Consider the following 23,278-nt stretch of genomic DNA (forward strand, 5'->3'; position numbering starts at 1 on the left):
CGATAGATATATAGAAGATATGTTGACTGCAAAAGAAATCAGAGATTCATTCAAGAATTTCTTCGAGTCGAAAGGACACCACATCGTTCCGTCGGCTCCCATGGTGATAAAAGACGACCCTACCCTGATGTTTACCAACGCGGGTATGAACCAGTTTAAAGATATTATTTTGGGTAACCACCCGGCGAAATACCAAAGAGTCGCGGACTCTCAGAAATGTTTGCGCGTAAGCGGAAAGCACAATGACCTGGAAGAAGTAGGACACGACACATACCACCACACCATGTTCGAGATGCTCGGCAACTGGTCATTCGGTGACTACTTCAAGAAAGAAGCCATCAACTGGGCTTGGGAATATCTGGTAGACGTATTGAAACTGAATCCGGAACATCTTTACGCCACCGTATTCGAAGGAAGCCCCGAAGAAGGACTGAGCCGTGACGACGAAGCCGCTTCTTACTGGGAACAATTCCTGCCGAAAGACCATATCATCAATGGTAACAAACACGACAACTTTTGGGAAATGGGTGATACAGGCCCTTGCGGACCTTGTTCCGAAATCCACATCGACCTTCGTCCGGCAGAAGAACGTGCCAAAATCTCTGGTCGCGACCTCGTAAACCATGACCATCCGCAGGTGATTGAAATCTGGAACCTTGTATTCATGCAATACAACCGTAAGGCAGACGGCTCTCTCGAACCGCTTCCTGCCAAAGTGATCGACACCGGTATGGGATTCGAACGTCTTTGTATGGCTTTGCAAGGCAAGACTTCCAACTACGATACAGACGTGTTCCAGCCGATGCTGAAAGCTATCGCAGCCATGTCAAACACGGAATACGGAAAAGACAAGCAGCAGGACATCGCCATGCGCGTGATTGCCGACCATATCCGTACGATTGCTTTCTCTATCACAGACGGTCAGTTGCCGTCCAACGCCAAAGCGGGTTATGTAATCCGTCGTATCCTTCGCCGTGCCGTTCGTTACGGATATACGTTCCTCGGACAGAAACAGGCGTTCATGTACAAACTGCTGCCCGTGCTTATCGACAACATGGGAGACGCTTATCCTGAACTGATTGCACAAAAGACACTGATTGAAAATGTAATCAAGGAAGAAGAAGAATCATTCCTGCGCACACTGGAGACAGGTATCCGCTTGCTCGACAAGACCATGGAAGATACGAAAGCGGCAGGAAAGACAGAAATCAGCGGTAAAGACGCCTTTACCTTATATGATACATTCGGTTTCCCGCTCGACCTGACAGAATTGATTCTCCGCGAAAACGGAATGACTGTCAACATCGAGGAGTTCAACGAAGAAATGCAGCAGCAGAAACAGCGTGCCCGCAATGCTGCCGCCATCGAAACAGGTGACTGGATTACGCTGAAAGAAGGAACAACCGAATTCGTCGGTTATGACTATACAGAATACGAGGCTTCCATCCTTCGCTATCGTCAAATCAAGCAGAAGAACCAGACATTGTATCAGATTGTGCTTGACTACACTCCGTTCTATGCGGAAAGTGGTGGTCAGGTAGGTGATACCGGTGTATTGGTAAGCGAGTTCGAGACGATTGAAGTAGTGGACACCAAGAAAGAAAACAACCTTCCGATACATATTACCAAAAAGTTGCCCGAACATCCGGAAGCTCCGATGATGGCTTGTGTAGACACCGACAAACGTGCTGCCTGTGCAGCCAACCACTCGGCAACCCACTTGCTGGATGCTGCCTTGCGTGAAGTCCTGGGTGAACATATCGAGCAGAAAGGTTCATTAGTGACACCGGATTCATTGCGTTTCGACTTCTCCCACTTCCAGAAAGTGACTGACGAAGAGCTCCGCAAAGTAGAACATATCGTTAACGCAAGAATCCGCGCTAATATTCCTCTGAAAGAATATCGCAATATTCCTATCGAGGAAGCCAAGGAACTGGGCGCTATCGCTCTTTTCGGTGAAAAGTATGGCGACAAAGTACGTGTTATCCAGTTCGGTTCTTCTATCGAATTCTGCGGTGGTACGCATGTGGCTGCAACCGGAAATATCGGTATGGTGAAAATCATGTCAGAAAGTTCAGTCGCTGCCGGTGTCCGCCGTATCGAAGCATATACCGGAGCACGCGTAGAGGAATTGTTGGACACTATCCAAGATACACTTAGTGACTTGAAAGCTCTCTTCAACAATGCTCCTGACTTGGGTATTGCTATCCGCAAATATATTGACGAAAACGCAGGACTGAAGAAACAGGTGGAAGACTTCATGAAAGAAAAGGAAGCTGCCCTGAAAGAAAGACTGTTGAAGAACATACAGGAAGTTCACGGTGTCAAAGTCATCAAGTTCTGTTCTCCGCTACCGGCAGAAGTAGTGAAGAACATCGCTTTCCAACTTCGTGGCGAGATTACAGAAAACCTGTTCTTCGTAGCAGGAAGCACAGACAACGGCAAGCCGATGCTGACAGTGATGCTGAGCGACAACTTAGTTGCAACCGGTTTGAAAGCAGGCAATCTGGTGAAAGAAGCTGCCAAACTGATTCAAGGTGGCGGTGGCGGTCAGCCTCACTTCGCTACTGCCGGCGGTAAGAATGCCGACGGATTGAATGCGGCAGTCGAAAAGGTACTGGAACTCGCAGGAATCTAAGAGTTAATAAATTAAAAGAAAAAGCGTGTCTCAAGGTAGAAACTACTTTAAGACACGCTTTTTTCATGTCCAATCCGCCAGTATGTCACATTTTTTTCTACCTTTGCAAACAGATTAATTATTTTTCTTATCCTTCAAATAACTAAAATAAGTAATCACTAATACCTGAAGAATGATGAGAACATCTATTTATCTATGCCTGCTGTTAACCTGCATGCTAATTTCTTGTACCCCTACACAAGAAAAACACGAAACAGATTACACGTCTTATGTAAATCCATTTATCGGAACAGACTTCACCGGAAACACCTATCCGGGTGCCCAAGCCCCTTTCGGCATGGTACAACTCAGCCCTGACAACGGGCTTCCCGGTTGGGATCGTATCTCCGGCTATTTCTATCCGGACAGCACAATTGCCGGATTCAGCCATACGCACCTCTCCGGCACAGGAGCAGGAGATTTATACGACATCTCCTTTATGCCTGTCACCCTGCCTTATAAAGAAGCGGAAGCTCCGCTGGGCATCCACTCCAAATTCTCCCATGAGGATGAATGCGCATCTGCCGGTTATTATCAGGTACGTCTGACAGATTACAATATCAACGTCGAACTGACCGCAACCGAACGGTGCGGTATCCAACGCTACACTTTCCCGGAAGCGCAAGCCGCCATCTTCCTGAACCTGAAGAAAGCCATGAACTGGGATTTTACCAATGATTCCTATATCGAGGCAATTGACTCCGTCACCATTCAAGGCTACCGTTTTTCCGACGGATGGGCACGCGAGCAGCATATCTACTTCCGCACCCGCTTCTCCAAGCCTTTCGAGAAAATGGAACTGGATACTACTGCCATCATCAAAGACAACAAGCGCATCGGCACAGCCGTCATCGCCCGCTTCGACTTCAACACCCAAGAAGGGGAGCAAATACTCGTAAACACAGCTATTTCCGGTACAAGCATGGAAGGCGCAGCCAAGAACCTGCAAGCTGAAGTGCCCGAAAACGACTTCGACAAATACCTTGCCGAAACAAAAGCAAACTGGAACCGGCAACTCGGAAAGATTGAAATAAAAGGCGACAACGAGGACGACAAAGTCAACTTCTATACCGCTCTCTATCATTCCATGATTGCTCCTACCATTTACAACGACGTAGACGGAGCTTATTACGGCCCCGACAAGAAAGTGCATCAGGCTGACGGCTGGGTAAATTATAGTACTTTCTCCCTGTGGGATACGTATCGTGCCGCCCATCCGCTCTTCACCTACACCGAGCCGGAACGTGTCAACGACATGGTGAAATCCTTCATCGCCTTCTACGAACAGAACGGACGCCTGCCCGTATGGAATTTTTACGGAAGTGAAACGGATATGATGATCGGTTACCATGCCGTTCCTGTCATTGTAGACGCTTATCTAAAAGGAATCGGTGACTTTGACGCAAAAAAGGCGCTGAACGCTTGTGTAGCAACCGCCAATCTGGATAATTATCGCGGCATCGGGCTTTACAAGGAACTGGGATATATCCCTTACAACGTGACAGACCACTACAACGCTGAAAACTGGTCATTATCCAAAACGCTGGAATATGCCTTTGACGATTACTGCATTGCCGAAATGGCCAAAAAGATGGGTAAGCAAGACATTGCAGACGCATTCTACAAACGTTCCCAAAACTATAAGAACGTCTATAACCCCGCAACATCTTTCATGCAACCACGGGATGACAAAGGTAACTTTATTAAAGATTTCAAGGCGGATGACTATACACCGCATATTTGTGAAAGCAACGGATGGCAGTATTTCTGGTCGGTGCAGCATGATGTTGACGGGCTGATAGACCTTACAGGGGGTAAAAACAGATTTGCCGAAAAGCTGGACAGCATGTTCACTTATCATCCGGCAGCAGACGCAGAACTTCCGCTTTTCAGTACGGGAATGATCGGTCAATACGCGCACGGCAACGAACCGAGCCATCACGTCATCTACCTGTACAACTCGATAGGATTCAATGACCGGACTCAATATTACGTGGCAAAAGTAATGAACGAACTTTACAGGAACGAACCTGCCGGCCTTTGCGGAAACGAAGACTGCGGACAAATGTCTGCATGGTACGTATTCAGCGCGATGGGATTCTATCCGGTCAATCCGGTCAGCGGAGAGTACGAAATAGGTACTCCCCTATTCCCCGAAATGCAGTTGCATCTTGCCAATGGCAAGACTTTCACCATACTTGCGCCTGATGTAAATAAGAAGAATATCTATATACAATCAATCAAAGTAAATGGTCAGCCATACGACAAGACGTACATCACCCATGAACAAATCATGAGTGGAGCCACCGTGGAATTTGAAATGGGCGACACCCCAAAAACAATCGGAGTCATATTTGAGGAGCAAAAACCTTGAGTGTACCTGAACTAATATCTATCGAGAGAATGAATGAAAACTTCGATGTAACCTACAAAGCATTATTTCGCAAGTACTACCCCAGCCTCATCTTCTATGCCACCCGCCTGGTAGGAGAAGAAGAAGCGGAAGACGTGGTGCAGGATGTATTTGTGGAACTATGGAGACGGAAAGACAATATAGAGATAGGCGACCAGATTCAGGCCTTTCTCTATCGTGCCGTCTACACCCGCGCCCTCAATGTCTTGAAACATCGCAACGTGGAAGACGGCTACTGTGCCGCCATGGAAGAAATCAACCAAAGGCGTGCAGAGTTTTACCAACCGGACAACAACGAGGTTATCCGGCGGATTGAAGACAGAGAGCTCCGCAAGGAAATCTACGACGCAATCAATGAATTGCCGGACAAATGCAAAGAAGTATTCAAGCTAAGCTATCTGCACGAAATGAAAAACAAGGAGATAGCCGATGCCCTCGGTGTTTCACTCCGTACGGTAGAAGCTCATATGTACAAGGCCCTGAAGTACTTGCGTAGTCGTCTCGACCCGCTTTGGATAATTCTTTTCTTATTTTTATGGGGAGATTGATAAGTGTTTTTGTATTCTGAATTGTATTATTAATATGAAGGAGAAGAAAATGAGTAATCTGAGTGAAGATATAATCAACAAATATCTGACAGGACAGTGTTCCGAAGAAGAACTCATCGAAGTCAATACTTGGATGAAGGAATCGGAAGAAAATGCCCGTCAGTTATTCCGCATGGAAGAAATTTATCATTTGGGTAAGTTCGACCAATATGCCGACGGCCGACGGATGAACCGTGCGGAAAAACGGCTTTACAGGAAGCTGGACGAAGAGAAAGGAAAACAGAACAAGATACGGCGTATGCATCGCTGGATGAGGTACGCGGCTGCCGTTGTCGTGCTATTGGCTATAGGTGGCGGAACCGGATACTGGTTCTATCAGAATGGAACCGGACAGGAGATGATGGTTGCCGTCGCCAACGAAGGCATCGTGAAAGAAGTTGTCCTTCCGGACGGCACCAAAGTCTGGCTGAACAATTCGGCTACTTTAAAATATCCGCGTGAGTTTTCCGAAAAAGAACGCAATGTGCATCTGGAAGGAGAAGCTTACTTTGAAGTAACGAAAAACCGCCACAAGCCGTTCACCGTGCAAAGTGACGCCATGCGCGTACGCGTATTGGGAACGACGTTCAACTTCAAATGTGACAAACGCTGCCGGATAGCCGAAGCGACATTGATTGAAGGCGAAATCGAAGTAAAAGGCAACAAGGAAGAAGGACAAATCATCCTTGCTCCCGGACAACGTGCGGAGTTGAACAAGAACAACGGACGATTGACCGTGAAGCAAGTGGATGCCAAAATGGACGCCGTATGGCATAACAACCTGATTCCTTTCCAAAAAGCAGATATATTCACTATCACCAAAGCTTTGGAACGTTTTTATGACGTGAAGATTATCCTGTCTCCCGACATCCGGCCGGACAAGACTTACTCCGGCGTACTGAAACGGAAGTCGGACATCGAATCCGTGTTGAAATCATTGCAGAACTCCATACCTATTGATTATAAAATTGTCGGAAGCAACATCTTTATTTCTCCCAAATAAGAAATAAAAGGCAATCCGATGAAACTAAAAGCTATTGATACCATGAAATTGAAAACATTCCTGATAGTAGGATGTTTAGGAGGATTATTCACACTCAGCTCCTGCACAGCCCCCACTAATGTAAAAGACTACAGTGCTTATGTCAACCCCTTCATCGGAACCGGTGGACACGGGCACACTTTTCCCGGAGCAGTAGTGCCCCACGGCATGATTCAGCCCAGTCCCGACACACGGATTGACGGATGGGATGCCTGTTCAGGTTATTATTATGCAGACTCCACCATCAACGGTTTCTCCCATACACACGTCAGCGGCACAGGTTGTTGCGACTACGGGGATGTGCTGCTCATGCCCACCGTCGGCAAACAGCTATATCTGACGACCGACCCCCAAAGTCAGACACTGGCTTATGCTTCTTCTTTCTCTCACGAGAATGAGACGGCAGAGCCGGGGTATTATTCAGTTTTTCTGGACACTTATCAGGTAAAAGCTGAAATATCGGCTACGAAACGTGGGGCTATCCACCGTTATACTTTCCCCGAAAGTACCGAATCAGGCTTTATCATTGATTTGGATTACAGTCTGCAACGACAGACCAACTCGGAGATGGAAATCGAAGTGATCAGCGACACGGAAATCTGCGGACATAAGAAAACGACTTATTGGGCTTTCGACCAATATATCAATTTCTACGCCAAATTCTCCAAGCCGTTCTCTTATACATTGATTACGGACTCCATTACCATGGACGATGGCAAACGGCTTCCTGTCTGCAAAGCGCTATTACATTTCGACACGAAGAAAGATGAACAAGTATTGGTCAAAGTAGGTGTTTCCGCTGTCGACATAGCGGGTGCACGCAAGAATGTCGAATCGGAAATCTCCGGATGGGATTTTGATAAGGTACGTAAAGACGCACGCACTGCATGGAACCAATATCTGTCGAAAATAGATATTACGACTTCCGACAAGGAAGATAAAACCATCTTCTACTCCGCTCTCTATCACACGGGAATCAGTCCGAACCTGTTCACCGACGCGGACGGACGTTATTTGGGAATGGATCTCGAAGTGCATCAGGGAGACACTGTCAATCCTGTATATACGGTATTCTCATTGTGGGACACCTTCCGTGCATTGCATCCGTTAATGACGATTATCGATCCCGAACTGAACAATCAGTTTATCAATTCACTGATAAAGAAACATCAGGAAGGCGGAATATATCCGATGTGGGATTTGGCTTCCAACTATACCGGTACTATGATCGGCTATCATGCCGTCCCCGTCATAGTGGATGCTTATATGAAAGGATACCGCAACTTCGACGCTAAAGAAGCCTACAAAGGCTGTCTGCGTGCAGCCGAATATGATACTACCGGCATCAAATGCCCGGACTTGGTACTGCCCCACCTCATGCCGAAAGCGAAATATTACAAGAACGCCATCGGCTATATCCCTTGCGACCGTGAAAATGAATCGGTCGCCAAAGCTCTTGAGTATGCATACGACGACTGGTGCATCTCTATCTTCGCGGAAGCAATGAACGATTTTGAATCCAAGGCCAAATATGAACGTTTTGCCAAAGCATATGAATTCTACTTCGACAAGTCAACCCGCTTCATGCGTGGACTTGACTCGAAAGGTGAATGGCGTACGCCGTTCAATCCGCGTGCATCGACTCACCGCAGTGATGATTACTGTGAAGGAACGGCTTGGCAATGGACTTGGTTTGTACCTCACGATGTAGAAGGACTGGTCAATCTGATGGGTGGCGAAGACGCATTCGTCCAGAAACTCGATTCTTTGTTTGCAGCCGACTCATCGCTTGAAGGTGAAACGACCTCATCGGATATCAGCGGACTTATCGGTCAATACGCGCACGGCAACGAGCCGAGCCATCACGTGATTCATCTGTACAACTACGTAAACCGCCCGTGGAGAACTCAGGAACTGGTGGACAGTGTTTACCGCAGCCAGTATGCCAACAGTGTGGACGGGCTGTCGGGCAATGAAGACTGCGGTCAGATGTCTGCATGGTACGTTCTTAACTCTATGGGATTCTATCAGGTATGCCCGGGCAAACCGGTATATTCCATCGGTCGCCCTGCTTTCGATAAAGCGGTAGTCAACCTGCCCGGTGGAAAGAAATTCAGCATTATCGTAAAGAACAATACGAAAAAGAATAAATACATCGAAAGCATAATGCTGAACGGCAAAGTGCTGGATACTCCGTTCTTCAACCATCAGGACATCGTGAATGGAGGAACGATAGAAATCAAAATGACTAACAAGCCTAACAATCAAAACACATAACGCCATGAAAAGACTATTAGTAATAGCTTGTGTACTTGGATGCACGCTCTTTGCCAAAGCCAAAGACTGGACACAGTATGTCAACCCGCTGATGGGTTCCCAGTCTACTTTCGAGTTATCAACAGGTAATACGTATCCGGCCATCGCCCGTCCCTGGGGAATGAACTTCTGGACTCCGCAGACGGGAAAAATGGGAGACGGATGGCAATACACCTATACCGCCAATAAGATTCACGGCTTCAAGCAGACCCATCAACCCAGTCCGTGGATTAACGATTACGGGCAATTTTCTATCATGCCGATAGTAGGCAACCCTGTGTTTGACGAGGAAAAACGTGCCAGTTGGTTTGCTCATAAAGGCGAGACTGCCACTCCTTACTACTATAAAGTATATCTTGCAGAGCATGATGTAGTGACAGAAATGGTTCCGACAGAACGTGCCGTCCTTTTCCGTTTCACTTTCCCCGAAAACGTTCATTCTTATGTCGTGGTGGATGCTTTCGACAAAGGTTCATATGTCAAAGTGATTCCCGAAGAAAATAAGATTATCGGTTATACCACCCGCAATAGTGGCGGAGTTCCCGAAAACTTCAAGAACTACTTCATCATTGAATTTGACAAGCCCTTCACTTACAAAGCTACGGTAGCCAACGGCAACCTGCAAGAGAACGTTGCCGAACAGACTACCGACCATGCCGGAGCCATTATCGGTTTCCAGACACGCAAAGGCGAACAGGTACATGCCCGAATCGCTTCTTCTTTCATCAGCTTTGAACAAGCGGCTGTCAATATGAAAGAACTGGGTAAAGACAATATCGAGCAACTGGCTAAGAAGGGGAAAGAAGCCTGGAATCAGGTATTAGGAAAGATAGAAGTAGAAGGTGGCAATCTCGACCAATACCGTACATTCTATTCCTGTCTGTATCGTTCGTTGCTTTTCCCACGCAAGTTCTACGAACTGGACGCTGCCGGACAACCGGTTCATTACAGCCCGTACAACGGTCAGGTTCTGCCGGGATATATGTACACCGATACAGGTTTCTGGGATACTTTCCGTTGCCTGTTCCCGTTGTTGAACCTGATGTACCCGTCGGTCAACAAGGAAATGCAGGAAGGACTTATCAATACATATAAAGAAAGCGGATTCTTCCCTGAATGGGCAAGTCCGGGACACAGAGGTTGCATGGTCGGCAATAACTCCGCTTCTATCCTGGTAGACGCTTATATGAAAGGCGTGAAAGTGGACGATGTAAAGACTTTGTATGAAGGATTGATTCACGGCACGGAGAATGTACACCCCGAAGTCTCTTCAACAGGACGCTTGGGACATGAATATTATAACAAACTGGGCTATGTTCCCTATGATGTAAAAATCAACGAGAACGCCGCCCGTACATTGGAATATGCATACAACGACTGGTGCATCTACAAACTCGCCAAAGAACTGAAACGTCCGAAAAAGGAAATCAACCTCTTTGCCAAACGTGCCATGAACTACAAGAATCTTTTCGACAAAGAATCCAAACTGATGCGCGGCCGCAACGAGGACGGTACTTTCCAGTCACCATTCTCTCCGTTGAAATGGGGGGACGCTTTCACGGAAGGAAACAGCTGGCACTACACCTGGTCTGTATTCCACGACCCTCAGGGACTTATCGACCTGATGGGTGGGAAAGACATGTTTATCACAATGATGGACTCCGTATTTGCCGTACCACCAGTTTTTGACGACAGCTACTACGGACAGGTGATTCACGAAATCCGTGAAATGACTGTCATGAACATGGGTAACTATGCACATGGCAACCAGCCTATCCAACACATGATTTACTTGTATGACTATGCCGGTCAGCCTTGGAAAGCCCAATACTGGCTGCGTCAGGTTATGGACAGAATGTACACTCCGGGGCCGGACGGTTATTGCGGCGACGAAGACAACGGACAGACTTCCGCCTGGTATGTATTTTCGGCACTGGGATTCTACCCTGTCTGCCCGGGAACGGATGAGTATATCGTAGGCGCCCCATTATTCAAGAAAGCAACTCTTCATTTTGAGAACGGCAACAGTTTAGTGATTGATGCTCCGAACAACAGCAAAAAGAACTTCTATGTCAACTCGTTGAATGTCAACGGAACTGATTACACCAAGAATTATCTTCGCCACGAAGACTTATTCAAAGGTGGCACTATCAAGGTAGATATGGGTAACCGACCGAATAAGGACAGAGGAACGAAAGAAGAGGATATGCCTTATTCTTTTTCCAAAGAGCAATAATCCTTTCTCAATAAATACATAGCTAAAACATTGCCGGAATCCATCTCATTTCTCGCTGAGGTGGTTTCCGGCAATTTCAGTCTACCTCCTGTTTATTGCGGACATCATCTGCATAAAAATTCCTCAATTATCTTCTGTGACAGAATATTCTTCGTATCTTTGTTTTAGTTTCTATTATAAAAGCAGAGATTATGAGCAAACTTTATCCTATCGGTATCCAGAACTTTGAGAAAATTCGTAAAGAAGGTTATGTATACGTTGATAAAACAGCAATGATTTATCAATTAGTAAAGACCGGAAATTATTACTTCCTCAGCCGCCCCCGTCGCTTTGGTAAAAGTTTGCTGATTTCCACCCTCGAAGCTTACTTTCAAGGGAAAAAGGAACTCTTTACCGGACTGGCAATGGAGAAACTGGAAAAAGACTGGATTACCTATCCCATCCTGCATTTAGATTTAAACACCGAAAACTACAGCATCCCCCAAAACCTGGAACTGAAGTTAGAACGTGCCCTATCCGCTTGGGAACAGCTCTATGGAAGCGACCCCGCCGAAAAATCATTAGCGTCACGATTTGAAGGAATCATTCAACGGGCATACAAAAAGACGGGCCAACGTGTAGTTATCCTCGTTGACGAATATGACAAGCCCATGCTTCAGGCTATCGGCGACGAGGCGTTGCAAACGGCTTACCGCAATACGCTGAAAGGTTTCTACGGAGCACTGAAAAGCAAAGACGGCTGCATCCGTTTCGGGATATTGACGGGAGTGACCAAATTCAGCAAGGTCAGCGTATTCAGCGATCTGAACAATCTGGACGACATATCAATGTGGAACGAATATATCGAAATCTGCGGCATCAGTGATCGGGAACTGGAGATAAACTTCAAGGATGACCTGCACGAACTGGCGGATGCAAACGGAATGACCTACGAAGCTACCCGCGAGAAAGTAAAACAATATTATGACGGTTATCACTTCACGCACAACTCCATCGGCATGTACAACCCTTTCAGCCTGCTCCATACATTCAAGCGGAAAGAGTTCGGCAGCTATTGGTTTGCTACGGGTACGCCCACGTATCTCGCCACCCTGCTGCAAAATCACAACTACGACCTTACCCATATCACTCACGAAGAAACATCGGTCGATGTATTGGACGGAATAGACAGTGCGGATACCGATCCCATCCCAGTAATTTATCAAAGCGGTTATCTGACCATAAAGGGTTACGATGCCCGTTTCGGGACTTACCGTCTTGGTTTTCCGAACCGTGAAGTAGAGGAAGGGTTCGTCAGGTTCCTTCTCCCATTCTACGCGAATGTAAGGACAAGCAGGTCTGCATTCGAAATAGGAAAGTTCGTGAAAGAAATAGAGCAGGGAGACTACGACAGTTTCTTCCGCCGTTTGCAAAGTTTCTTTGCCGATACTCCTTATGAAACGATTACCGGTCACACCGACAATAAAGAACGTGAACTGGAGCTGCACTATCAGAATGTACTCTTCATCGTCTTCAAACTGATGGGATTCTACACAAAAGTGGAATATCACACAAACGAAGGACGTATCGACCTCGTATTGCAAACAGACCAATATATCTACATTATGGAATTCAAGCTGAACGGCACTGCGGAAGAGGCTCTGCAACAAATTAAAGAAAAACATTATGCCCTCCCATTCGAAACTGATTCTCGAAAGTTACTTCGGATAGGAGTAAACTTCTCCAGCAAAACAAGAAATATTGAGAAGTGGCTGGCGGAAGATTAACATATTTGATTAAACAACCTATAATCATGGAAGAAAAAATAGACTTCGAAAAAGTCCCTTACCAGTATCCGATGTGTCTCAACCGACAATGCCTCAAAGCAAGCACCTGCCTGAGACAAATCACCGAACAAAGCGTACCGGAAAATATCAAACATTGGATTATCGTCAGTCCCAAACATTTGGCAAGCATAGAAGGGAATTGCCCTTACTATCGTTCCAACAAAAAAATACAATATGCCAAAGGATTCATCGGAATGCTGGAGAATCTTCCCTACAAACAGATGCAAACCGTCATCCTACATCTAATGAGCTACTTCGGCCGTAGAACCTATTACCGCTCACGCAAAGGCGAACGCCTTCTCTCCCTTTCCGAACAACAACACGTATTGAATATCCTCAAGAACTGCGGCGTCTCCACCCCGCAACAGTTTGATGCATACGTCGAAGACTACGACTGGTAACCGTATCTCCTGATTGACATAACCGTCACATCCTGGCGACACAACTGTTACATCCGAAGGAAACGATTGTCACATCCTATCGACACAAGTGTCACATAGGGATGAAACGACTGTGCCAACGGCTTGGCACAGTAATGACACTGCGGAGGCACAGTTGTGCCAAGCCGTTGGCACAAACGTTAGTCAAGGCAATAGTGCGTTATCTAAGCCGCGTTGAGGAAACTAAGCTGACACTTGCTTCTAAAAGAGGAAGAAGAGGTGACAGCAAAAATACTGTCACCGTGCTATCACACGTTGCTGTCACATCATTACTAATTCACAATCAAACATTTAAATACAAACTTGTGACAGATGACAGCAAATTTTCACTTTTCAATTTCCTAGTAGCCTGGGCTGAGAGGTTATATCTCCATCCATTTCCAAACAGAAATATAATTAATTGTTAATGTAGTTGCCCTAATATCCTCATACCACCATCTTTTTTTCACTATAAATTGTTTATATTTGCCACAATAATCTATAAAAATATGTCCATACATCCTATTACTAGAGGAATTTAAGGAATTGAAGTTGAAAGAGACTGTGAATTTCGAACTCATGAACGAGATTTTCATCTCTCATCATTCCACAGCAATAGAAGGTTCTTCACTCACCGAAGAAGAAAGTCGATTGTTAATTGTAGATGGTATCACCGCCAAGGGAAAGCCGTTGTATGATCATAATATGGTGAAGGATCATTTCGAAGCTTTGCGTTTTATAGTGGAGGAAGCCAAGAAGAGACGTGAAATTACTCCTGTTTTTATACAGGAAATTTCTGCCCACGTAATGCATACAACAGGAAGTATAATTCATGCCAGCGCAGGAGATTATGACTCTTCTAAAGGAAACTGGCGCAAATCTTCCGTACATGTAGGTGACCGTTACTTCGTAAACCATCAAAAAGTAGAACGTGAAGTACCCCGTCTATGTGAAATACTAAATCAACGTATCAAACAAGTTCAAGCACCCGACGCTATTTATCAATTAGCTTTTGACGCCCATTTTTATCTGGTCAGTATTCATCCGTTTGCTGATGGAAACGGAAGAACTTCACGTTTATTGATGAACTATATCCTCTCTTATCATCAACTTCCTTTAGCCACTATCTTCAAAGAGGACAAACTGGAATATTATCAGGCATTGGAAGCTTCCCGCCCCAAAGATGATGAAGAACCGGACTTGGGTCCTATCCGCAATTTTATGTTTGCCCAACAAATGATGTATCTTTCAATAGAGATTAAGAAATACAAGCAGGCGGAGAAAAGGGGGATGAGGTTTGTATTCTAAGCAAAGTTTTTTTCTGAAAAAATCTCACTCTTAAAGAAGTGAGTCCGATATAAATTCAACAAATTCAGTTAAAACTATATCAAACTCACGTTAACTAAAATAATTAGGAAAAGAGGAGAGATTATAACTTCCCCTAAAAAAGACATGTACATAATGCATGGGTGGAAGGAAAAAACAAGAAGATATAAATAATATTCTAAAAAAGAGAGAAGACGGGGGAGTTAAACGAAAAAATTAAGAGAAAAGCTCACGTAAAGTAAAACTTTTCTCTTGATTTATTAGAAAGAGGAACATTTACTGAATGTGAATATCCCCTTTTTAGGTTACACATTCACGCTATTTTATTTTTAAGGATTAGTAGTATCACAGAAATATCCCCGATACAATGTGCCATCTTTTGTAAATGAATATACACCCCATATATGTGCGCCATCATTCTTAATGATTTCTAAATTAATGGCCTGGTTTTCATAAGTTACAAAATCCCACCCGACATAGTTATAACATGAAAGAGAAGCATCTGTCTTTTTCCCTTCAGTTTTGTCGCCGGTAAAAGTAAGCAGGAAATTATAGTAATAATAATCCCATCCATAAGTAATTTTTTCATTCTCCTGTGTATTTCGGAAATTCACCGACCAGTCCGGATTGACTTGGTTCTTTTCATCCAAATAATAACGACGCGAACTATCGGACAGTATTTTCTCCAACTCTACGTCGGTATAGGGATTGGTTGTTGGAATGATACGGACTATTAAAGTCGCCGTTAAATCCAGATTATCTGTAACTGTTACCGTTGCCGTAGTCTCAGTCTCCGCATCATCCGGTTGCCCTGTTACAGTAATTGTCCCCGCTTGCGTAATGGAAACTGAAATCTTGTCATTGTCGGATACTGCTCTGTAACCACCATTTCCTTTGGTGATTTCTACGGTTATAGTAACCGGCCTTCCAACAGGAGATTTAGCCTCCACTTCAGTCTTATCCAATTCGAGAACATCGGTAAGATATACCGATACAGGCTGTTTTACGTAATAACTATTTTTATCGGAAACAATGATGTAAGTTTTGCCCATACCGACGCCTTCTATCATAATCTTTTCATTTATGATTTCTACTTTCGCTATATTTTCATTAGCAGAAAAAGCGTTGTAATCTCCTCCTCCTTGCAAGACCTTGAGTTCCGCCTTATTTTCTTCGCCGATTTTAACCATGAGAACCTCCTCGCCAATCACTAACTCCGGAGATGCGGGAAGTGATACTTCCGGCTCGTTGTCACTGCTGCATCCTACAAAACAGAGTATCATAGCTACCGGAAATAAGATTTTGTTTATCATCTTCATATCTATCTTAATTTTAATGTTCCATACTTCTATTATTCCCAGTCTTTGGGATACTTCACTCCATCAAACACAAGTTCGTCATCAAAGAACACTTCTGCAATATCTTGCATGGAAGGAAGTTGTTGATATTCAAAATTACTCCGATAAGGGTCCATAGCAAAGATCATGTGAGTTTTATATCCGTTATTAACCATCCATTGTAAGTGCGTCTTGCTGGCAATGAATCTCCCGGTATATTCTTGCGAGTACACTCCCATATTACTTTTCGGTAAACCGGGAAAGGAAGCCCCCAAATCGCTGCTTACGCCATAGTCACGTACCGCATAAGTCACGTATTCGCCAGACTGTATCGTACGCCCGTCCACTTCAATCGCCGGCAGACTGTAAATAGTACTATATGCATATACTATGATGTCTTTTTCGGGCTGAAGTTTATGTACCTCATACGCTAAGCGTGAACAGGCCGAAGCGACCGGTCTGACGAACCCGGGAACTGTCAAATGCAAGTTATAATCACCGTAATCAGCATACTCTTCATCCAAGAAAATGCCGTCTAGATTATATGCATCACACATTGCCTTGATTTCCAATGCAAACTCCTTGCAAGTTTCTGGTGCAAGATTACATAATCCGGAGCCGTCGTGGTCGGGCATTATTCCCATAATTATTTTCATTCCACGGTCTTTAAGAGGTTTCAGATAATGGTCGTAGCCATCGAGCAATGCTTGCACATTGTTATTGTATTTCATCATGACTGCGCCCTTTTCCCGGTCGTACTTCATATTACCGGAAAACATAATGAGGAAATCCGTAAGCAGTTTGCCGCTTTTCTTCAATGTAAAGCTGAGATTGTTCAACGGATTCGTATCATTCACTTCCATGCAACTGAGAATTTTCACACCGCTTTCTTTATTGCAATCGGGGATACCGGTGCGATCTGTAATGAAAATGAGACGGGTATTTTCTTCCTGCGCCAAATTCATGTCACCCGAAGTTATACTTATTCTCAACGGAACAACGTATCGGCTATCGGCATCAAGTGTTCCATCGGATGTGAAAGACATCAACAGTGGAGACGACTTTTGTTTTCCAGCCTCTACCTTCATTGTCGGCTCTTGGGGCAGTATAGTCTGTTCTTTGGGAAACAGTGCATATGAGGACGAATTTCTCGCATTGTATTCTTCGAGCACACTTTCATCATATGCGACAGATACCATGCAATCCGAAGATGACTTTTTCGTCAGATTGAGATACAGTGCCAGTTCACCGGAGGAGTGAAACTCTACTTCGGATTTAAGATGTTTACCTTGACTATCGGTCAAATAACCTAACAGTTCATCGGTCGACTCATATTGGCTTTCGTTGACATCGGCTATTACGACTTCTTCTGTGCAAGAAGAAAGCAGCGAACACCCTGATATCATTATTGCAGCAGTTGTGCAATACATCTTGATTTTATTTATACGTTTCATTGTTTTCATTTTTAAGGCTATGGATTATTTTTTTTTGTTTGGTAACTCAACCGCTTTCCACGTCAGTTCGTTATTGGCTATGAGATTATTCCCATTTGCATGATCAGTGATATTTCCTCCTTGTCCGTCATCAAATTTCCAGTAAGCAACCAATCCATCAGATGCCGGATCTACGTAATAGAAATGGTCTTTTTCGCGAATCTCTTCCGGCGTCAGGATACGGTTCCATACGCGGCACTCGCTTATATCGCCATCCAAATAACGTGGAGTGTCATATGAATAGCCAATCCAGAAGCCACGTTTATTATCATTCTCTTCTTCTCTTGGATAAGAGACGCCCCAGTTGACCGTTACGCGGGGCCTTTGGTTTCCCACACCTTTCGATTCTCCATCTACAAACATTTCCGCCTGTCCCGTAACACCGTTGTAAGTAACAGCAACGTGTACCCACTTTCCGGTCTCTATCGTCCAGTTAGGATTGGTCGTGTTTCCAGCGCTCGTTGCAATCTGAAGCTGATTTCCCGGCAATCCCTGGTCACTAAAGCGAAGCAGAAACTTACCTTCCACCCCCATCAAGGTACTGATTTTGTCGTATAATTCATTGGCACGTATCAATGCTTCTACGGTGATGGTACGCAAGTTGTTCAAGACGGAGGCATTGGTAAAGGAGGGCTGTAGCCTTCTTTCTTTGATGTCGGCTACAACGTTAATCAAAGCTGCTCCTTTAAATACATAATAACTAGTGCGCGTACTTTCAAGAAGTAGCCAATTAGATTCTGCCACAGTGATAGGCAGCACATAAATGAGATTGTTGTCCAAAGAGGTCAACTCCTTGAAACGTATGGTAACATCCGTAGAAGTAATGCTTCCCGCATAGATGACAGCTGTTGGTTCGGTCAGTTCATAACATATTTCAGGCAATGCAATAGCCTCATTATAATAGGTGCTGTTATATTGTTCCACCAGTGTAGGATCGGCTTTATACGTAATATGTATTTCCGTTTCTTCAGGCCGTGGAATGGTTGCCTGGAAAGTTCGACTCATTTCATTCATTCCGGGCTTTAATAAATATGTATCCACTTTCTTTGTCGCATTTCCTGCAATGACCTTACTGCCGAAGTTTTCACAGTCTTCCTGACAGGCTGTCAAGCCAAACGACAGAGACAATATAAGAAAACTAAAAAACGAACTATAATTTTTCATATTAAGACCTCCTTTTATTTTATCGGCGGATTAAGTGAAGAAATCACTTTCCGAGTGTATTTATAATTTTTATCTGTGTAGAAATAATCGTTGGAAACATTGTAAATGCCCACACCCGCTACTTGTTTTCCACTTTGCGGAAGCGCAGCCCATTCGGCCACTTTATCAATAGCCAAGTCAGCACCCAAATATCCTGTCGTTTTATCCGAGGAATTCAATGAAGGAGTCGAGACTATAATTCCCACACGATTTTCGGGCACTTCCTGACCTGTTGCCAAAGAATATTCATAAGTAAGCATATCTCTATTGGTGGCCTCCGTACCCAATGCGAAAATAATATCGTACTCTTTCAGATACGTTTTTGCATACAGGTTCTGAGGTTTTCCTTTAAAGGCTATTATTTTATCAGAGTTTCTCAAATGCCAGTCGTTGATAATGCCCATAAAAAATGTCTCATTCTGAATGTACTCATTCTTCTCTTCCTCAGTCATATGAGTGCTCACCTTGCCTGTATAACTTACACAGATGCCATCATAGTCGTACTTTTGCGACAGTTTGAGAGCAGTTGATAAAGAATCCATTAAAAATGTTTCAAACTCCTGTGCTACGGGTTCGGCCTCCCGAACAACCTCTTGCTGTTTGTTGTAAGCAACTTTTATAGAATCAAAGTTTATATCATAAATAACTTTTGTTCCTTTTTTAGTCTGTATCTCCGACATTTCGTTCCTTTCCCAATCCGCCAAGTTATCGGGACACTCCAATGTAACCGCATCAATGCTGTCAGGCAGGCTTGTTATATGCTGTGCGCGACTAGCAGGATTCTTTTCGCTATTATCAAACCATGCATACACTTTTTTGTGTTCCGTATCAGCTTTATATTGACGTAAGTTCTCCAAGTACTTGGTATATCCTAATTGTAAGGTAATCAAGAGGGTATTATATTATTTTCATTTTTCTCTGAAAAAAAGAGAAATTGGACTAAGTGTTTATTATATTAGCGTTGTTTTATTAGCAAAAGGGAGAAGAAAGTCGACACTCTCCTTTTTAGAGTTTAATAAAAGTATAACCGTTAAATTAAAAGTATGGAAAGCAAACATTCGCTTCGAAAGTCGAATCTATTTCGAGCTTTACTGATTCTTTTGTTCATGGTAGTTCCATTGCAGTGGGCTACAGCCCAGTTGACATTATCAACTCACCGTACAACTTTAGGAAGTGTAATTAAGCAAATTCAGTCCCAATCAAAGTATCAATTCTTTTATAACGACAAGCTATCAACAATAACTGTTGATCCTTTAAATGTAAAAGATGCTCCATTGGAACAAGTACTGAATACGCTTCTTAAGAACAAAGATATTTCCTACAAGATAGAAGATAATATCATCTATCTATCAGAGAAAGAAGTATCAAGTGGTAACCAACAGCAAGTTGGTAAAGAACAAACTGTAACAGGACAAGTTATAGATTCCAAAGGTGAACCACTAATCGGAGTCAGTATTCTAGTAAAAGGAACAACTGATGGAGCTATAACCGATTTAGATGGTAACTATAAGATAGTTACCAAAAGCACTAATCCGGTTATTGTGTATTCATACATTGGATATAAGACACAGGAAATCCCTCTAAAAGGTCAATCCACTGTAAATATAACATTAATGGATGATACACAAGTTATTGATGAAGTAGTTGTCACTGCTTTGGGTATCAAACGAGCGACAAAAGCTCTGAGTTATAATGTTCAGGAAGTAAAAAGTGATGACCTTTTAACTAACAAGGATGCCAACTTCATCAACGCTCTTTCCGGTAAGGTTGCTGGAGTTACAATCAATTCCAGTTCATCAGGTGTAGGTGGTGCCAGCAAAGTGGTGATGCGTGGTGCAAAAAGTATAGAGCAATCCAGTAACGCACTTTATGTAATAGATGGTATTCCAATGTACAATTTGAGCGGAGAAGGCGGACAAGTATTCGATTCAAAGGGATCCACAGAAGCTATTGCTGATATAAATCCGGAAGATATTGAGTCCATGTCCGTATTGACTGGTGCTGCAGCGGCAGCTTTGTATGGTAGTCAGGCAGCTAATGGCGCAATTGTTATTACTACAAAGAAAGGTAAAGAAGGACGTGTCAGTTTGACTGTTACACAAAATACAGAATTTATTCGTCCGTTCAGAATGCCGGAATTTCAAAATCGTTATGGTACAGGCAATCTGTCAACAGGTGCAACAACTGGTGACCTTAGTTGGGGACATCTGTTAAACAACAGCAATTACATGGGATATGATCCGGCAAGTGACTTCCTCAGAACAGGTGTTGTTACTACCGAAAGCGTCGCACTATCAGCTGGTACGGATAAAAATCAGACTTATTTTTCTTCCAGCGTTGTGAATTCCAAAGGTATGGTTCCCAACAATGACTATAATCGCTATAATTTTACATTCCGCAATACGACTTCTTTCTTGAAGGACAAAATGATATTGGATGTAAGTGCCAGTTATATCAAGCAAAATGATAAGAATATGGTTAACCAAGGTACTTATTCAAACCCATTGGTGACTGCTTATTTATTTCCGCGTGGAAACGATTGGGAAGAATATAAAATGTATGAACGCTACGACACGAATCGCAAAATTTATACTCAATATTGGCCCAATGAAATGCTTTCCAGCTATACAGGACAAAACCCGTATTGGATTGCATATCGTAATTTACGTGAGAACGATAAAGAACGTTATATGTTAAGTACCAACCTGAGTTATCAAATTCTTGACTGGTTAAGCGTTTCTGGTCGTGTGCGTGTAGATAATGCAAATACAGATTATACAAAGAAATTATATGCAACCAGCCATAATGTATTGACAGAAGGTTCGAAAAACGGCTTCTTTGGTTTAGCCAGAACTATCGACAAACAGACATACGCAGACGTAATGGTGAACATCAACAAGACATTTAAAGAAATTATTTCTTTGCAAGCTAACATTGGTGCGTCTTACTCTGATATGAAACAAGATGTTATGTCTAATGAAGGTCCGATCCGTAGTGATGGAATTGCTAATATGTTCAATATCATTCAACTGGATGATGTTAAGACAAAGCGTAATCAAAGTGGTTACAGAGAACAAACCAAATCTCTTTTTGCAAGTGTTGAACTAGGCTATAAGAGTACATATTATTTAACTTTAACTGGACGTAGCGATTGGCCTTCTCAATTAGCAGGACCTAATTCTGCAAAAAGTGCATTCTTTTATCCCTCAATAGGTGGTTCTGTCATTCTTTCAGAATTATTGCCGATGCCGAAGCAGATTCAATATTTGAAACTAAGAGGTTCATTTGCGTCAGTAGGTTTACCTTTTCCCCGTTTCCTGGCAAGTCCTACTTATGAATGGGATAATGCAACAAAACAATGGATTACCAAGACTCATTATCCATTGTATGAATTGAAGCCGGAAAAAACTAACTCTTGGGAAATTGGTATCACAGCAAAATTCTTGGATCATTTTAATTTTGACTTAGGATTATATACAACAAAGACTTATAATCAAACATTCAATCCTCAGGTTTCTGTATCTTCAAAATACTCAACGATGTACGTACAAACAGGTAGTGTACGGAATAAAGGTATAGAGTTATCACTTGGATATCAGAATGAATGGAACAAGAAGTTCAGTTGGTCATCTAACTTTACTTTTAGTGCCAACAAGAATGAAATACTTAATTTGTTAGAGAACTATATTCACCCCGAAACAGGTGAGCTAATCACAAAAGAACGATTGGATGTCGGTGGTCTTGCACAAGCTAGATTTGTACTAAAGAAAGGTGGAACATTAGGAGATATGTATTCTACCGCAGACTTACTACGTGACAACCAAGGTAATATTTATGTTGACGCAGAAGGAAATGTAAAAGCCAACTTCAAATCTGAAGATATTAAATTAGGCAGTGTATTCCCGAAATGCAATATGGCTTGGAGAAATGATTTTCGTTGGAAGAATCTGAATTTCGGCTTTATGTTATCTGCGCGTATTGGTGGTATCGTCTATTCTGCTACACAAGCAGCTCTTGACCTTTATGGAGTATCGGAAGTCAGTGCGGCTGCACGTGACCGTGGAGGTGTATCTGTTAATGGCGGTGATATAATCGATGCACAAAAATGGTATTCTGTGATAGGTTCGGAAAGTGGTATTCCCCAATATTATACTTATAGTGCAACAAACTTACGTTTACAGGAAGCCAGCATCGGTTATACAATACCTAAAAACAAATTATGGGGTGTAGCAGATATTACAGTCTCACTGGTAGGACGTAACTTATGGATGATCTACTGTAAGGCTCCATTTGATCCGGAAGCGGTGGCTACAACCGGTAACTATTATCAAGGTATTGATAATTTCATGATGCCAAGTTCACGTAACTTAGGATTCAATGTTAGACTTAAATTTTAATAGTAG

General features: G+C 43.4%; 14 protein-coding genes. 10 read left to right on the plus strand and 4 right to left on the minus strand.

What is annotated here, in order from left to right:
- The first annotated feature begins 19 nt into the window (after positions 1 to 19).
- The 9 genes from alaS (at position 20) to AB5443_RS13960 (ending at position 14,824) form a co-directional block, all read left to right on the plus strand.
- Entirely contained in the window at positions 20 to 2,638 is a 2,619-nt protein-coding gene (gene alaS / locus AB5443_RS13920; RefSeq protein WP_368114383.1) for an alanine--tRNA ligase, read from the plus strand.
- A gap of 175 nt (positions 2,639 to 2,813) precedes the next feature.
- Positions 2,814 to 5,051 (plus strand): GH92 family glycosyl hydrolase, encoded by a 2,238-nt coding sequence (locus AB5443_RS13925; protein ID WP_368114382.1) that lies wholly within the window; start codon positions 2,814 to 2,816, stop codon positions 5,049 to 5,051.
- 29 nt (positions 5,052 to 5,080) lie between these two features.
- On the plus strand, positions 5,081 to 5,638 hold the full coding sequence (locus AB5443_RS13930; RefSeq protein WP_195405787.1) for an RNA polymerase sigma-70 factor: 558 nt from the start codon (positions 5,081 to 5,083) through the stop codon (positions 5,636 to 5,638).
- 34 nt (positions 5,639 to 5,672) lie between these two features.
- Positions 5,673 to 6,680, plus strand: a complete 1,008-nt coding sequence (locus tag AB5443_RS13935) for a FecR family protein (protein ID WP_195662652.1) — start codon at positions 5,673 to 5,675, stop codon at positions 6,678 to 6,680.
- Between the two features lie 42 nt (positions 6,681 to 6,722).
- Positions 6,723 to 8,996, plus strand: coding sequence for a GH92 family glycosyl hydrolase (locus AB5443_RS13940; protein ID WP_368114397.1), 2,274 nt, complete (start codon positions 6,723 to 6,725; stop codon positions 8,994 to 8,996).
- Positions 8,997 to 9,000: 4 nt separating this feature from the next.
- Positions 9,001 to 11,271: a GH92 family glycosyl hydrolase gene (locus AB5443_RS13945; RefSeq protein WP_368114381.1), complete on the plus strand. Its 2,271-nt coding sequence runs from the start codon at positions 9,001 to 9,003 to the stop codon at positions 11,269 to 11,271.
- A 188-nt stretch (positions 11,272 to 11,459) separates the two neighbouring features.
- A complete protein-coding gene (locus AB5443_RS13950; RefSeq protein WP_368114396.1) occupies positions 11,460 to 13,037 on the plus strand; it encodes an ATP-binding protein in 1,578 nt (525 codons plus the stop codon).
- 26 nt (positions 13,038 to 13,063) lie between these two features.
- Complete coding sequence (locus AB5443_RS13955; protein ID WP_073347609.1) at positions 13,064 to 13,498, plus strand: DUF6078 family protein; 435 nt, start codon at positions 13,064 to 13,066, stop codon at positions 13,496 to 13,498.
- A 597-nt stretch (positions 13,499 to 14,095) separates the two neighbouring features.
- On the plus strand, positions 14,096 to 14,824 hold the full coding sequence (locus AB5443_RS13960) for a Fic family protein (protein WP_368114380.1): 729 nt from the start codon (positions 14,096 to 14,098) through the stop codon (positions 14,822 to 14,824).
- Positions 14,825 to 15,171: 347 nt separating this feature from the next.
- Here the strand turns inward: AB5443_RS13960 and AB5443_RS13965 are convergent, their stop codons facing one another.
- Genes AB5443_RS13965 through AB5443_RS13980 form a run of 4 tightly spaced genes read right to left on the minus strand, consistent with a single transcriptional unit; the run spans position 15,172 to position 19,765 of the window.
- Positions 15,172 to 16,161 (minus strand): hypothetical protein, encoded by a 990-nt coding sequence (locus AB5443_RS13965; RefSeq protein ID WP_307995317.1) that lies wholly within the window; start codon positions 16,159 to 16,161, stop codon positions 15,172 to 15,174.
- Between the two features lie 32 nt (positions 16,162 to 16,193).
- The gene (locus AB5443_RS13970; RefSeq protein WP_229087716.1) at positions 16,194 to 17,633 is read right to left on the minus strand and encodes a DUF1735 domain-containing protein; all 1,440 of its coding nucleotides are present in this window, start codon (positions 17,631 to 17,633) and stop codon (positions 16,194 to 16,196) included.
- 24 nt (positions 17,634 to 17,657) lie between these two features.
- Positions 17,658 to 18,836: a DUF1735 and LamG domain-containing protein gene (locus tag AB5443_RS13975; protein ID WP_307995318.1), complete on the minus strand. Its 1,179-nt coding sequence runs from the start codon at positions 18,834 to 18,836 to the stop codon at positions 17,658 to 17,660.
- Between the two features lie 14 nt (positions 18,837 to 18,850).
- A complete protein-coding gene (locus tag AB5443_RS13980; RefSeq protein ID WP_307995320.1) occupies positions 18,851 to 19,765 on the minus strand; it encodes a glycoside hydrolase family 18 in 915 nt (304 codons plus the stop codon).
- Positions 19,766 to 19,918: 153 nt separating this feature from the next.
- On the opposite strand from AB5443_RS13980, the gene AB5443_RS13985 reads away from it, so the two are divergent.
- The gene (locus AB5443_RS13985; RefSeq protein ID WP_307995322.1) at positions 19,919 to 23,272 is read left to right on the plus strand and encodes a TonB-dependent receptor; all 3,354 of its coding nucleotides are present in this window, start codon (positions 19,919 to 19,921) and stop codon (positions 23,270 to 23,272) included.
- The last annotated feature ends 6 nt before the right edge of the window (positions 23,273 to 23,278 follow it).

It is taken from the genome of Bacteroides sp. RTP21281st1_H5_RTP21281_210402 (genome assembly GCF_040918965.1).
In the GTDB taxonomy this organism is placed as follows: domain Bacteria; phylum Bacteroidota; class Bacteroidia; order Bacteroidales; family Bacteroidaceae; genus Bacteroides; species Bacteroides congonensis.

Coding starts and splice junctions, on each gene's coding strand:
- alaS (WP_368114383.1), top strand. CDS start 20: ATGTTGACTGCAAAAGAAATCAGAGATTCATTCAAGAATTTCTTCGAG.
- AB5443_RS13925 (WP_368114382.1), top strand. CDS start 2,814: ATGAGAACATCTATTTATCTATGCCTGCTGTTAACCTGCATGCTAATT.
- AB5443_RS13930 (WP_195405787.1), top strand. CDS start 5,081: ATGAATGAAAACTTCGATGTAACCTACAAAGCATTATTTCGCAAGTAC.
- AB5443_RS13935 (WP_195662652.1), top strand. CDS start 5,673: ATGAAGGAGAAGAAAATGAGTAATCTGAGTGAAGATATAATCAACAAA.
- AB5443_RS13940 (WP_368114397.1), top strand. CDS start 6,723: ATGAAATTGAAAACATTCCTGATAGTAGGATGTTTAGGAGGATTATTC.
- AB5443_RS13945 (WP_368114381.1), top strand. CDS start 9,001: ATGAAAAGACTATTAGTAATAGCTTGTGTACTTGGATGCACGCTCTTT.
- AB5443_RS13955 (WP_073347609.1), top strand. CDS start 13,064: ATGGAAGAAAAAATAGACTTCGAAAAAGTCCCTTACCAGTATCCGATG.
- AB5443_RS13960 (WP_368114380.1), top strand. CDS start 14,096: ATGAACGAGATTTTCATCTCTCATCATTCCACAGCAATAGAAGGTTCT.
- AB5443_RS13965 (WP_307995317.1), bottom strand. CDS start 16,161: ATGAAGATGATAAACAAAATCTTATTTCCGGTAGCTATGATACTCTGT.
- AB5443_RS13970 (WP_229087716.1), bottom strand. CDS start 17,633: ATGAAACGTATAAATAAAATCAAGATGTATTGCACAACTGCTGCAATA.
- AB5443_RS13975 (WP_307995318.1), bottom strand. CDS start 18,836: ATGAAAAATTATAGTTCGTTTTTTAGTTTTCTTATATTGTCTCTGTCG.
- AB5443_RS13985 (WP_307995322.1), top strand. CDS start 19,919: ATGGAAAGCAAACATTCGCTTCGAAAGTCGAATCTATTTCGAGCTTTA.